This is a genomic window from Sphingosinicella sp. CPCC 101087 (assembly GCF_004151485.1).
Lineage (GTDB): Bacteria > Pseudomonadota > Alphaproteobacteria > Sphingomonadales > Sphingomonadaceae > Allosphingosinicella.
In genome coordinates, this window is record NZ_SBFF01000009.1 from 219,682 (window position 1) to 232,100 (window position 12,419).

The 12,419-nt window shown below is 68.2% G+C and carries 16 protein-coding genes; 5 read left to right on the forward strand and 11 right to left on the reverse strand.

All coding sequences use genetic code 11. The features are described 5' to 3' along the window. Window positions 1-79: 79 nt before the first annotated feature. Both EKM57_RS15550 and EKM57_RS15555 read right to left on the reverse strand, forming a co-directional pair. Entirely contained in the window at window positions 80-379 is a 300-nt protein-coding gene (locus EKM57_RS15550) for a DUF1153 domain-containing protein (RefSeq protein WP_129793428.1), read from the reverse strand. 115 nt (window positions 380-494) lie between these two features. After that, on the reverse strand, window positions 495-773 hold the full coding sequence (locus EKM57_RS15555) for a hypothetical protein (protein ID WP_129793429.1): 279 nt from the start codon (window positions 771-773) through the stop codon (window positions 495-497). Window positions 774-907: 134 nt separating this feature from the next. On the opposite strand from EKM57_RS15555, the gene mnmA reads away from it, so the two are divergent. After that, the gene (gene mnmA, locus EKM57_RS15560) at window positions 908-2,017 is read left to right on the forward strand and encodes a tRNA 2-thiouridine(34) synthase MnmA (protein ID WP_129793430.1); all 1,110 of its coding nucleotides are present in this window, start codon (window positions 908-910) and stop codon (window positions 2,015-2,017) included. On the opposite strand, the gene EKM57_RS15565 is transcribed toward mnmA, so the two are convergent. The 9 genes from EKM57_RS15565 to EKM57_RS15605 form a co-directional block, all read right to left on the reverse strand. Then, window positions 1,945-3,288: an APC family permease gene (locus EKM57_RS15565; RefSeq protein WP_129793431.1), complete on the reverse strand. Its 1,344-nt coding sequence runs from the start codon at window positions 3,286-3,288 to the stop codon at window positions 1,945-1,947. The genes mnmA and EKM57_RS15565 overlap by 73 nt on opposite strands. A gap of 48 nt (window positions 3,289-3,336) precedes the next feature. Continuing rightward, entirely contained in the window at window positions 3,337-3,861 is a 525-nt protein-coding gene (locus EKM57_RS15570) for a hypothetical protein (protein WP_129793432.1), read from the reverse strand. A gap of 3 nt (window positions 3,862-3,864) precedes the next feature. Further along, complete coding sequence (locus EKM57_RS15575) at window positions 3,865-4,356, reverse strand: demethoxyubiquinone hydroxylase family protein (RefSeq protein ID WP_243451081.1); 492 nt, start codon at window positions 4,354-4,356, stop codon at window positions 3,865-3,867. A 53-nt stretch (window positions 4,357-4,409) separates the two neighbouring features. After that, window positions 4,410-4,934 carry a disulfide bond formation protein B gene (locus tag EKM57_RS15580; protein ID WP_129793434.1) on the reverse strand — a complete coding sequence of 175 codons (525 nt, stop codon included), beginning with the start codon at window positions 4,932-4,934 and terminating at the stop codon, window positions 4,410-4,412. 10 nt (window positions 4,935-4,944) lie between these two features. Continuing rightward, a complete protein-coding gene (locus EKM57_RS15585) occupies window positions 4,945-6,276 on the reverse strand; it encodes a S41 family peptidase (protein ID WP_129793435.1) in 1,332 nt (443 codons plus the stop codon). Between the two features lie 132 nt (window positions 6,277-6,408). Further along, a complete protein-coding gene (locus EKM57_RS15590) occupies window positions 6,409-7,569 on the reverse strand; it encodes a murein hydrolase activator EnvC (protein WP_243451071.1) in 1,161 nt (386 codons plus the stop codon). 4 nt (window positions 7,570-7,573) lie between these two features. Continuing rightward, window positions 7,574-7,996, reverse strand: a complete 423-nt coding sequence (locus EKM57_RS15595; RefSeq protein ID WP_129793436.1) for a 23S rRNA (pseudouridine(1915)-N(3))-methyltransferase RlmH — start codon at window positions 7,994-7,996, stop codon at window positions 7,574-7,576. 31 nt (window positions 7,997-8,027) lie between these two features. Beyond that, complete coding sequence (gene rsfS / locus EKM57_RS15600; protein WP_243451072.1) at window positions 8,028-8,435, reverse strand: ribosome silencing factor; 408 nt, start codon at window positions 8,433-8,435, stop codon at window positions 8,028-8,030. Next, window positions 8,404-9,087, reverse strand: a complete 684-nt coding sequence (locus tag EKM57_RS15605; RefSeq protein ID WP_129793437.1) for a nicotinate-nucleotide adenylyltransferase — start codon at window positions 9,085-9,087, stop codon at window positions 8,404-8,406. Before EKM57_RS15605 ends, rsfS begins: the two co-directional genes overlap by 32 nt. Window positions 9,088-9,170: 83 nt before the next feature. Here EKM57_RS15605 and EKM57_RS15610 point away from each other — a divergent pair, with 83 nt between their 5' ends. The 4 genes from EKM57_RS15610 (at window position 9,171) to EKM57_RS15625 (ending at window position 12,359) form a co-directional block, all read left to right on the forward strand. Then, entirely contained in the window at window positions 9,171-10,265 is a 1,095-nt protein-coding gene (locus tag EKM57_RS15610; protein WP_129793438.1) for a DUF3667 domain-containing protein, read from the forward strand. Between the two features lie 76 nt (window positions 10,266-10,341). Further along, on the forward strand, window positions 10,342-10,623 hold the full coding sequence (locus EKM57_RS15615) for a hypothetical protein (RefSeq protein WP_129793439.1): 282 nt from the start codon (window positions 10,342-10,344) through the stop codon (window positions 10,621-10,623). A 12-nt stretch (window positions 10,624-10,635) separates the two neighbouring features. Further along, window positions 10,636-11,148, forward strand: a complete 513-nt coding sequence (locus EKM57_RS15620) for a hypothetical protein (RefSeq protein WP_129793440.1) — start codon at window positions 10,636-10,638, stop codon at window positions 11,146-11,148. Window positions 11,149-11,222: 74 nt separating this feature from the next. Beyond that, on the forward strand, window positions 11,223-12,359 hold the full coding sequence (locus EKM57_RS15625) for a DUF3667 domain-containing protein (RefSeq protein WP_129793441.1): 1,137 nt from the start codon (window positions 11,223-11,225) through the stop codon (window positions 12,357-12,359). The last annotated feature ends 60 nt before the right edge of the window (window positions 12,360-12,419 follow it).

Below are 12,419 nucleotides of genomic sequence, written 5' to 3' on the forward strand. Positions count from 1 at the left end.
TTCGTCAGGTCGCGCTCGAGGGTGGGTCGGCCTCCCCCCCATTCTTCGCTTGTCTTCGACGGACGGCTGGCGCCGACCCTCAATATTTCTGCTGGCGCTCGTAGAGCGAACGATAATGTTGGATTCGGGTGACGCGCAGGCCCGGCATCCCCGACCGGTCCACCGCCCGCTGCCAGCTGGCGAATTCCTCGAGGCTGAGGCTGTAGCGTTCGCAGGCCTCGTCGACCGAGAGCAACCCGCCATTGACCGCCGAAACGACCTCCGCCTTGCGCCGCACGACCCAACGAGTGGTCGAGGGCGGCGGCAGCGAGTCCAGCGTCAGCGGCTCGCCGAGCGGGCCGATGACCTGGGCGGGGCGGATTTTCTGGTTCTCGATCATTCCTACCTCAAGACTGTACGCAACATCGGGCCGCGGCCGTCCGCACGAACCCCTGTACGGGCCGAGCGTTGAAAGAAGGCTAAAGTGCCAAGGTAAAAATCCCGGTGAAGTTGCTTTACGGCACATTGAGCCGACGTCCCGCTTCGGCACGGCTGAAGCAGCCTCCCTGCCGGGAGGCGGCGCGACGCCAGCCCGGCCCGGCCAGCAGCAATTCGGTGAGCGGATCGTCGGGCGTGTCGCCGCTGCGCCGAGTCGCTGCCTCGCCGCCCACGCGCGATGCCGCGCTCGCCGTCCGGTGCGCTGCCAGCGCCGCCATCAGCAAAGCATGATCGAGGCGAACGGGTGACCGATCGCCCAGCAGCTGCTCCGCGCGGCGCAGGAAAGCCATGTCCATGGCCGGTCCCTAGCCAAAGAGGGTGAATCGACCGTAAAGCCGGACGAACCGTTGGGTTGACACCGGGCGTGCGGCCCGAACGCGCGCAGCCGGAAGGGGTGGGCGACGGTCGCTGCGTTCACTATCTAGTGCCCATGATCTCCGCAGACTTCCAGCTCGGTCGGCCCGCTGCCGGGGCCAGGATCGTCGTCGCCATGTCGGGCGGCGTCGACAGTTCAGTCGTGGCCGCGCTCGCCGCGCGCAGCGGCGCCGAGGTAATCGGAGTCACGCTCCAGCTCTACGATCATGGCGAGGCGATCGGGCGCGCACGCAGCTGCTGCGCCGGCCGTGACATCTTCGACGCGCGCGCCGTCGCCGACCGGCTGGGCATCGCTCACTACGTGTTCGACTATGAAAGCCGCTTTCGCGACAGCGTCATCGACCGGTTCGCCGACGAATATGTCCGGGGACGGACGCCGATTCCCTGCGTCAGCTGCAACCAGAGCGTGAAGTTCACCGATCTGTTCAGCCTGGCCCGCGACCTCGGCGCCGACTGTCTCGCCACCGGCCACTATGTGCGGCGGGTCGTCGGACCGGGCGGCCCAGAGCTGCACCGAGCCGCCGACCCGGCCCGCGACCAGAGCTATTTCCTGTTCGCGACGACGCGCGACCAGCTCGGCTTCCTGCGCTTTCCGCTCGGCGATCTTCCCAAGCCCGCCGTCCGCGAGATCGCTCGCGAGCTCGCCTTGGCGGTCGCCGACAAGCCCGACAGCCAGGATATCTGCTTCGTCCCCGACGGCGACTATGCCGCGGTCGTCGAGAAGGTGCGGCCCGACGCGGCGCGCCCCGGGGAGATCGTCGACCGCGAAGGGCGGGTCCTGGGCGAGCATCGCGGGCTTATCCATTTCACCGTCGGCCAGCGTCGCGGCCTCGAAATTGGCGGCCAGGCCGAGCCGCTCTACGTGCTCCGGCTCGATCCGGACCGCCGCCGCGTCGTCGTCGGGCCGAGGCGCGCGCTGGCGGTGCGTGCCGCTCAGTTGAGCGGAATCAACTGGCTGGGCGAGGAGCAGCGCGATGGCCTGACGGTGAAGGTCCGATCGCTGGCGCGTCCTGTGCCGGCGCGACTCGAAGGATCATGGGTGCATTTCGTGCAACCGGAATTCGGCGTCGCCCCCGGACAGGCAGCCGTCCTCTACGAAGGCGAGCGTGTGCTCGGCGGGGGCTGGATCGAGGAAACGGCCTCGGCGGAGCGCGAAGCCGCCTGACGGCGCGCCACCGCATAGAGAAGAAGCCCCACGAGCAAGAGCCCGCCGAGCATCGCCCATGATGCCGGTGACGATTGCGCCGCCGCCCAGAGGCAGACGGCGAGACCGCCCGTCATCGCGACAACGGTGACAGGTCCCGTCCCGAGCCCCGCCTTCCGCCGCGCGGCGGGCAAAGCGGCGATGCACGTGCCATAGACGATGAGGCGGGCGAGCGTGCTCGCCACCGCGAGCCAGACGAAACTGCCGCTGAGCGCCAGGACAGTTCCGAGCAGACCCATGAACAGGATCGAATTACCTGGCGTATGCCAGCGCGGGCTGATCTCCCCGAACCAGCTCGGCAGCAGCCCCTGCCTGGCCAGAGCGAATGTGGCTCTGGGCGTGGAGGTCATGGAGCCGAGCAGGTTTCCGCCGACCGATGCCATCGCCGTAGCGCCGAGGAGAACGAAACCCACCGGACCGACCAGCACCTGCGCAAAGGCGGCGAGCGGCGCGTCGGGCGCGGCCCCGGCCGGCATCACGGCCACATAAGCGAGCTGGACGAGAAAATAGAGCGCACCGGTCGCCACGACGGTCGCCACCAGAGCCCGTGGAATCGTCCGTTCGGGCGCGCGAGTTTCTCCGGCCGGCACGACGCTGTTCTCGAACCCGATGAAGGCATAGAGCACGACGAGCGCCGCCGCCTCGAGCCCGGAGAACGGCGGCAGCGCCGAGGGCTTCGGCAGGGACCCGCCGGCCTGGATGAGCCCCCAGACCGCGAGCGCCACGAGCGGAAGAGCCTTCAATAGGGTGACCGCATCGAGCAGGCGAATGGCACGACGGACGCCGACCACGTTCACCCAGGTGACGAATCCGGTCAGAACCAGGATCAAGGCGAAGCGGCCGACCGAGCCGGCAAGGGGCTGCCACAGGGCGCCGGCATAAAGAGCGAAGACGTTGGCGTTGGCCGCCAGTGCAGTGACCCGCGCGAGATAATAGAGCCAACCGACCTGGAACGAGGCCGCCGGCCCGAAGGCGGCGACATAGACGACCGGCCCGCCCGAATTCGGATGGAGCGCGGCCTGGCGCGCGAACGGGATCGCAACCACCAGGATGAGCAGCCCGAAGATGGGGAACAGCCAGGGGCTGAACGCGCCGAACTGGAGATGCAAGGTGGCGGGAAGCGCGAAGATCCCCGCCCCGACGATGCCGTTGAAGGACAGAAAGGCGGATCCGAAAAGGCCGATGTCGCGGCGCAACCCGCTTTCGCCGCCCGGAGCCGTTCCGTCGCTCATCGGAGGAGGATCGGACGGAATCTCAGCCTCTGCAAGCGCGAAAGGCGATCATTCCGGCTGCGGATCTTCCTCTTCGAGCGCCGCCTCGCCGATCCGGCGCATCCGTTCCTCTCGCGCCTCCTCGATCAGCGCGTTCCAGTTGACCTCATCGCGATTTGCGCGCTCGGCGCGAGCCTGCTGGACCATCTGGTTGAAGCAGCCGATCATGCCGCCGGCTCCCGAGGGCGAGCAGCTGCCGATCCCGCTGCGGCCGACATAGCTCAACTCGATGGCCCGGTTCGTCCAGGACTGGTTCGCCGGATCGTTGGGATTGCCGCGAAGTTCGGGAGGAATTCGGAAGCGGTCATCCTCGGGAAGCCGGGCGCAGACGATGATCTCTTCCGCGCTGCTCTGCGGGCACGGGTCGTCGCCGTAGATGATCAGCTGGTTGACGCGAGCGTCGTCCACCGGAGGGACCTCGGCCGGCTGCTGCGGCGCCGCGGCGGCCGCCTCCGGTGCGGCCACCCCGGGCGGCTGCGCCAGCGCCGGAGCCGACATCAAGGCGGCAGCAAAAGCGAAGTAGGCAAGGCGCATGGTTCAGATCCTCTTCGAAAGCTCGATCGCCGCACGGCAACCTGCCCTGATCGCGGCGTAGAGCAGGGGATAGCCGACGCTCTGTTCGGCGCCAGCCCCGACCGCGGCATCGCGGTGCTCGCGCTCGTCCGCCTGGAACTCGGCGATGGTCGCGGCCAACTCCGGCTCGTCCTGGCCCAGAGCGTCCAGCTGATCGGAATAATGCTGGTCGATCTCGTCCTCGACGGCGGCCGTGCAGGCCATCGCTGCCTGCGGGCCGAGCAGGGCGGTCGCGGCGCCCAGCGCATGTCCGGCGACGTGCCAGAAGGGCTGGAGGAGGGTCGGGCGGACCCCGCGCTCGGCGAGGAGCGCGTCGAAATGGGCGAGATGGCGCTGCTCCTGCGCCGCCATCCGCGCAATCAGGCGGGACGAAGGATGTCGGTCTCCGAGCACCGCCAGCTGGCCGGCATAGATCCGGGTGGCGCCATATTCTCCCGCCTGGTCGACGCGAAGCATCGACGCGACGTCCGGCCGGGCGTCGCCCGGACGCCAGTCCGGCGGTGGCGCGCTCAGCGCGGGTTCGGCGACGGTCTCAGGCTCAGCCATAGGATAACCAACGCAGAACCGATCGAAAGGATCGCATTCCATCCCGCCATCGAAACGCCCCACATCTGCCAGGGCACCTGGTCACAGCGCACCATCGGCGCCGCCATGATTTGCTTCAGCATATCCTGCGCCGTGCCGCCGGTCCCGATCGCCGTGCATTGGGTAAGTCCCTCGAACAGCCCGGCCTCCACGCCGGCATGATAGCCGCCGATGAGTCCGCTGGCGAGGATCGCCAGCGCCGCCAACCGAACGAAGGGGCGGCCGGCGCCGGCCAGGCGCCGGCTTGCGGCCAGAGCGACCAAGGCGAAGGCGAGTGCCGCCATGTGCGCCCAGCGCTGCCACCAGCACATCTCGCAGGGAAAGAGCCCGCCCAGACGCTCGAAGCCAAAGGCTCCGGCCAGCAACGCCGCCGGTACGACCAGGCTCAATATCCTGGCGAGGGCGAGCGAATCTGCCCGGCCGCTTCGGGCGCTCGCCAACGTCGCCATTTGGCGTTTCCTAGCGATCGGCCGGACGGGCCGCCGCGGTCCGGACCGGGCCCAGCCGCGAGATCGTCTGCAGCGCGTAGTGGAGCTGGAAATCCTCGATGCCGCGCTGCTCCAGCTCTTCGGCGGTGGCGGCGAAGCGCGGATCGGGACGGCCGTCTTCCTGGATCACATCGTCCTCGACGCCGGCCTCGTTGACCAGGTGGCGCCTGAGGTCGGCCTCGCGGACCCGAGTACGCGAGGTGAAATCGGGATCGGAAAGCTGCGGCACCTCGATGTCCGGGGTGACACCACCCTCCTGCACCGACCGGCCCGACGGCGTGTAGTAGCGGGCAGTGGTGAGGCGAAGCGCGGTGGCGCCTCGGCCGAGCGGGATCAGGGTCTGGACCGAGCCCTTGCCGAAGGTCCTTTCACCCATGACCAGCGCACGGCGATGGTCCTGCAGCGCCGCGGCAACGATCTCCGCAGCCGATGCGCTGCCAGCATCGACGAGGACGATGATGGGCACGCCCTTGGCGGCATCGCCCGGCCGCGCATAATAGCGCTCGATGTCGGTGCGCCGGCGGCCGCGCTGGGAGACGACTTCGCCGCGATCGAGGAACAGATCGCTGAGGCCGACCGCTTGATCGAGCAGACCGCCGGGGTTGGACCTGAGATCGAGAATATAGCCGGTCGGCGGACCGCCGAGCTGACGCTCGATGTCAGCCATCGCAGCCTGGGTCGCCTCGGTGGTGTTGCGGTTGAAGGTGGTGACCGTGAGGATACCGACCCGGTCGCGAACCTCGGACCGGACCGCTGGAATGTCGATGATCGCACGAGTGATGTTGACGTCGAACGGCCGGTCGCGGCCGGGCCGCACCACGGTGATGCGCACGCTGGTGCCGGGCTCGCCGCGCATCCGGTCGACCGCCTCGTCGAGCGTTCCGCCGTAGAACAGCTTGCCGTCGATATGCGTGATGAAGTCGCCCGACTTGATCCCGGCCCGGTCGGCCGGGGTCTCACGGCTGGCGGCGATCACCTTGACCGCACCGTCCTCCATCGTGACGGTGAGGCCGAGCCCGCCATAATTTCCGTCAGTGGTCGTCATCAGGCTCTGAAAGCCGCGCTCGTCCAAATAGGAAGAATGCGGATCGAGACTGTTCAACATGCCGTCAATGGCCCCGCGGATCAGGGTCGCGTCGTCGACCTGGTCGACATATTCCGCCTTCACCCGCTCGAGAACGCTCATGAACTGGTCGATCTCGCGATAGGCGTTGACGTCGACCTGCGCGAGCGAAGCGGTCGTGGCGGGAATGAAGGCGACCGCGCCAACGAGGGCGAGGGATCGAATGAGGTTGTTGGCCATCGCGTACCTGCTGGGGTGAATATTGCCGGCTTGTACAGGGATATTAGGCCCCGGAAAAGCAACGGCCGATGAATGAACTCGACTAATATGTCTCGACTAATATGTGGGGCCGCACCCGCTCATTGGAAGAGATCATCCGGCGACCAGCTGCGCGAGCGGCACCGGCCGGCCCTCGCGCCGGAGCTCGACGGTCACGCGTGGCGACGACGCTCCCGCCCGGCCGAGAGGTGCGCCGGGCCGTACCTGGTCCCCGGGCGCGACGTCGAGCTCGGCCAGGTCGGTCACCACACTCGTCCAGCCGCGGCCGTGATCGAGCACCACGACATGGCCGTAGCTGCGGAACCGGCCGGCATAAGCGACCCGGCCGGCCGCCGGGGCGACAATCCGAGCGCGCGGGTCGACCGCGAACGTGAGGCCGCGCGAATGAACGCCGCCGTCCGAAATCTCGCCCACGCCCGTGAGCAGGCGGCCCTCGACCGGCAGGCGGTAGGGCAGATTGGTGCCGGGCCGCCCTCCGCCGATGCTGCCGGGACGGGGAAGCGGGCCAGGGAGCGCGGCTAGGCTGGCGCCGAGCCGTGCCTGGAACTGGCGCTGGTCCTGCAGTCGGGCGAGGGCGCGCGCCTCCTCGCCGAAGGCCAGGGCGCGGTCCGATTCGGCAAGCGCGAGGCCGGACAGCTGCTGCGAGCGCGCCCGCTCGGCCGCCTCGAAGCGGGCGAGGGCAACCCGCCGCTGCTGCAAGGCGCGACGGCTGTCCGCGAGCGCACTGCGCGCCTGCTCGAACTGGCGATGAAGCGCATTGCTTCGTTCCACCTCGGCCCGGAGCAAAGCGGTACGGCGGCGAATCTCCGGCAAGGTCGCCGCGAGCAGCGAGCGGACATGGACGGTATCCTGCACCGACCCTGGCTGGACCAGCGCCAGCGCCGCAGGCCGCCGCGCCATCGTCTGCAAAGCGGCGGTCAGCCTGACCAGGGGCTGCTGGCGCTCGGCAAGGCGGGCGCGCTGTCGCGCGCGCAACCCCTCGACAATCGCGATGCGGCGTTCGGCCGCCGTGAGGTCCGCCTCGGCCGCCTGGATGCGGGCCGCGAGCGCCTCGGCCTCGGCATGGGCGCGCTCGGCCGCGCTGGTGGCCCGCCGCGCCTGACGCTCGAGCGCCCGATAGCGCGCATTGGCCTGCGCGGCCTCCCGCTTGGCCTGGGCGAGCGTTGCCGCGTCGCCGCCGCGCGCCGCCGCGGCGGCAAGGCCGCCGGCGACGAGCAAAACCGCGCAAAGGAGGAAAGCCGGAAGGCGCAGCATGCGCTTACCCTTCGCGATGATAAGGGTGGTTCGCAAGGATGCTCGTCGCCCGGAACAGCTGCTCGGCCAGCATGGCACGGGCGAGCAGATGCGGCCATGTGAGCCGACCGAAGGCAAGCAGCAGGTCGGCCGAGCGCCGTTCGGCCTCGTCGAAGCCGTCCGCGCCGCCGAGAAGGAAACGGGCCTCGCGGCGACCGCCGTCGCGCCAGGATTCGATCCGCCCGGCAAGTTCCAGCGACGAAAGCTGCTCCCCCTTCTCGTCGAGAATGACGGTGACGGCGCTTTCGGCAGGCGCGGGAACCCGGCCGCCGCGATCGGGCAGTTCGGTCACCTTCACCGGCCAGGCGATCCGCTTCAGGTAGCGTTCGACGAGTTCGGACTCAGGCCCACGGCCGATCTTGCCCCGGGCAATCACGTGGAGCAGCAAGGTCAGGGTCCGGACGGGCGACGGCGCGTGATCAGCGCGTCGCCACCACCGGCGTGCGCTCGTCGGGCCCGCGTTCCTCGAACGCCCACATCCGCTCGAGATTGTAGAAACTGCGGACCTCGGGGCGGAAGAGGTGGACGATGACGTCGTCGGCATCGATGAGCACCCAGTCTGCGACCGGAAGGCCTTCGACACGGACGTTGCGACCCAGCTCGCGCTTGATCCGCTCTGTCAGCTTCTGCGCCATCGACGCGACCTGCCGGGTCGAGCGGCCGCTGGCGATGACCATGTAATCGGCAATGTTGGACTTGCCGCTGAGGGGAATCGAGACGATTTCGAGCGCCTGGTCGTCATCGAGTGAACGAAGCACGAGCGCGTGAAGCGCCTCGGCCTGTTCGTCGGCTCCGTCAATGAGCGGAGCGGGTGCGTTTCGGGGCAAACGGCCTCCTTCCAGTCAAGGGCTTCCGCGTCACGCCGTCGCGGGCAGCCCGGGGATCAAACGTATATAGGGCGTCATCGTGCCATCGGGGATAGGCGGCGCGAAATGCGGTGGCGGAACTCGGGTCGGGCGGCAATTGAAGCAGCACGAGCGACGGCAAACTCCACCTCGTCCAGTGCCGAGCCTCGGCTGCGGGCCGGACGAAGCGCCGCAGCCAGCCCATGGCAGGTGCCTTGAGGGCATGCCTATAATAGCCCGGCCGCGTGACGACCGCAATCGGAACCGTACGGGCGATGTCCCGCCAACCTCGCCAGCGGTGGAATTGGGCAAGATTGTCGGCTCCCATCACCCACAGGAACCGGCGGCGGGGATAGCGCCGGACGAGGCGGCGCAGCGTGTCGATCGTGTATCGGGTGCCGAGCTCCGCCTCGATCACGGTCACCCTGATCGGCGCGTGGCGGGCCATTCGGCGCGCCGAGGCGTAGCGGGCGGCGAGCGGCGCCATGTCGGCGGCGGGCTTGAGCGGATTGCCCGGCGAGACCAGCCACCACATCTCGTCGAGCCCGAGCCGGCGGATGGAATGGAGGCTTATCCCGCGATGCCCCGGATGGGCGGGGTTGAAGGAGCCGCCGAGAAGGCCGGTGCGCGTCATCGCGGGGCCGATAGCACGGCGCAACGACATCGCGAACGGTCTCGACGCGGGCGCCGCGAGCCGACATTAGTCACCGCAGGCCCATGAAGAGCATTTCGTCCCCCAGCGAAGCGCAGCGCGCGACCACGACCGAGGCGGTCCGGGAGATTCCCCGGCCGCTGCCGGACGGCGGCCGGGCGGCGCATCGATCAAACTGCCTGAACTGCCGCGCTGCGGTGCAGACCCGCTATTGCGGCGAGTGCGGGCAGAAGGTCCATGTCCACCGTTCGGTCGGGGCGATCGGGCACGATCTGGTTCACGGCGTGCTCCATCTCGACGGCAAGTTGTGGCGGACCCTTCCGCTGCTCGTCTGGCGTCCGGGCGAACTGACCCGACGCTATGTGGAGGGCGAGCGGGCGAAATTCGTGTCGCCGCTCGGCATGTTCCTCTTCGCCGTGTTCCTCATGTTCGCGACCCTGTCCATCTACGGCCTCTCGCTCGCGAGCCTGGACCTCAGCGCCAGCCCCGCCGGGCAGGGGCTCGAGACGGCGCGAGTCGAGGTGGTCCGCCAGCTCGACGAAGCCCGCGCCCGACGCGCCGCCCTGGAGCGCGGCGAAGCAGTGCGCAACGCGGACGGAAGCGTCGCGACCGCAGCCGCGCTGGACAGAGAGATAGAGCAAGCGCAGGAACGAGTCGCACCTCTCCAGGGATTGGCTTTCGACGGGAGCGGCGACAGGCTGGTCGATGCCGACCTGACGACGACGGGCTGGGCCCGCCTCGACAAGGGACTAAGCAAGCTCAACGAGAATCCCGGGCTGGCCCTCTACAAGATCCAGGCGAACGGCTACAAGTTTTCGTGGCTGCTGATACCGCTTTCGGTGCCGTTCGTCTGGGTCCTGTTCTTCTGGACGCGCCGCTTCCGGTTCTACGATCACAGCGTGTTCGTCACTTACTCGCTCGCCTTCATGACGCTTTTCGGGGTTCTGCTCACCATTGCGGGTTTCGCCGGCGTCGGCGTCCCGATCCTCGGGACCGCCGGCACCCTCGTGCCCGCCATCCACATGTACCGCCAACTGAAGCAGGCCTATGGGCTCGGCTGGTTCGGCGCACTGGTGCGCACTTTCCTTCTGCTGAACTTCTGCCTCGTCACGGCTAGCCTGTTCTTCGTCCTGCTGCTCGGGATCGGCGCCCTCGGCTGATCAGGCGCTTGACCTGACGCAGCGTTGCGTCCGCCGCAAAAATCCGTCACTGTGCCGAAAGCAGGGGAGACCGAACATGCTGGCTTTGATTCTCTTCCTCTCGCTTGCAGGCGCCCAGTCCGCGGCCGCGAGCACGGAAACCGCCGCCGTCGAGACCTCCGATACAGCCGCCGCGCAGGAGCCCAGCCGACAGCGGCTGATCTGCCGCTCACGGCCGATGCTGGGCTCGCGCATCGCGCGCCAGCGCGTCTGCAAGACCGAGGAGGACTGGAAAATCTACCAGAACGATCTCGAACAATCCCGGCGCGACATCAACGACCGCGGCATGAGAGGCTGCACCTCCACCAGCTGCGAGTAGAAAGGGAAGTCGATGCTGCTCATGCTCATCGCCGCCGCCCTCCAGACCGTGCCGACGGAGGCTCAGCAGCTCGAGCCGCTCGCCTGCACCGCGCAGCCGAACTTCGTCACCAGGGAGCGGTTTCCGTTCGAGGGCGCCGCCTTCCGTTTCTCCGGGACGGTAACCGCAGATTCGCTGCAGCCTGAGGACTTCACCCCCTTCGCCTCGGTGGCGCTGCTGCAGCAGGGACGGCCGGAGGAACTGTCCGCCGTCCTATCGGTCCAGCCGTCGACCCAGCGCCGCTACGATGTCACGCTCCGGCGGCTGATCAACAACGAGCTGCGCGAGCGCACCATCATCGGCCGCGTGCCGACGGGAAGCGTGCCCTTCGAGATCGAGATCACACCGGACCGGATGATTGTCTTCAGGCTCGGCGAGGTCGTCCGGCGCGTTCCCCTCGGCGACTTCCAGCCCGATGCGATCGTTCTCGGCTGTGCGTCCGGAAGCTTCCAATTCGACAATCTCGTCTTCGCTGGCCGGAGCTGATTCGCGCGGGGCGGTTCGGAGAAGCCTGTCGACGCCGGCGGGGGGCCGCGCCAGAGTGAGGCGCGAGGAGTAATATGGTCTCAGACATGGAGAGCGTCGGCGAAGCCGTGACAGGCGGGGCCATTGCCCGCGCCATCGAGCCGGACGCCGGCGAACAGGTCGAGCGCGCCGGAGGCAATTGCCTCAATTGCGGCGCCGCGCTCAACGGTGCCTATTGCAGCCGCTGCGGGCAATCGGCCCATGTCCATCGCACAATCGGCGCCTTCTGGCACGATCTCCTCCACAGCGTGCTTCATTTCGAAGGAAAGATCTGGCGCACCCTGCCCCTACTCGCCTGGCGGCCCGGCGAGCTCACGCGCCGCTACATCGCTGGGGAACGAGCGCGGTTCGTCTCCCCGGTCGCGCTCTTTCTCTTTTCCGTGTTCATGATGTTCGCCGTCTTTTCGCTGGTAGGGGGACCGTTCACCTCGCGCCAAGACGCGCTCACGAACGCGCGAACGGAGGCCGAGCGCGACCTCGGACGGGAGCAGGCACGACGTCAGACCGAATTGAACGAGCTCCGCACGGAGCGTCAGCAGCTGTCACAGAGAGGGGAGCCGACGGCCGCGCTCGACGACGATATTCGGGAGATCGAGCAGGCGATCGCGGAAGCCGGGGCCGAGCGGACCCGGATCATGACGCTCGAGGATCTGTCGCGACCGCGGGCGGCCGGCACGCAAGGCGGCCAAGCGGAGCAGGTCGAAACGCCCTTCACCGGCAACCCCACGGGGATCGGCTGGATCGACAAGGCCATTCGAAAGGCCAAGGACAATCCGGCGCTCGTCGCCTACAAGCTGCAGACCAACGCCTATAAGTTCTCCTGGGCGCTGATCCCGCTGTCGGTCCCCTTCGTCTGGCTGCTTTTCCTGCACCGGCGCCGCTATCGAAAATATGGCGCCTACGACCACACCGTCTTCGTCACTTATTCGATCGCCTTCATGAGCCTCGGCCTGATCGCCCTGAGCCTGCTTCGACCGCTCGGCCCAGGCAAGGACCTGATCGAACTGGCGATCCTGATCGTTCCGCCGCTTCACATGTACCGACAGCTCAAGAGCGCCTACGGCCTGACGCGATGGAGCGCCTTGTGGCGCACCTTCATGCTGATCCTCTTCGCTTTCACGGCCGGTAGCCTGTTCGTGTCGCTGTTGCTGACGCTCGGCGGGGTGGGCTGAACCGAGGCACGGCCTTCGATGCCACCCCGGGCACCGCAACTCCCCTTGTCACGGACCTGT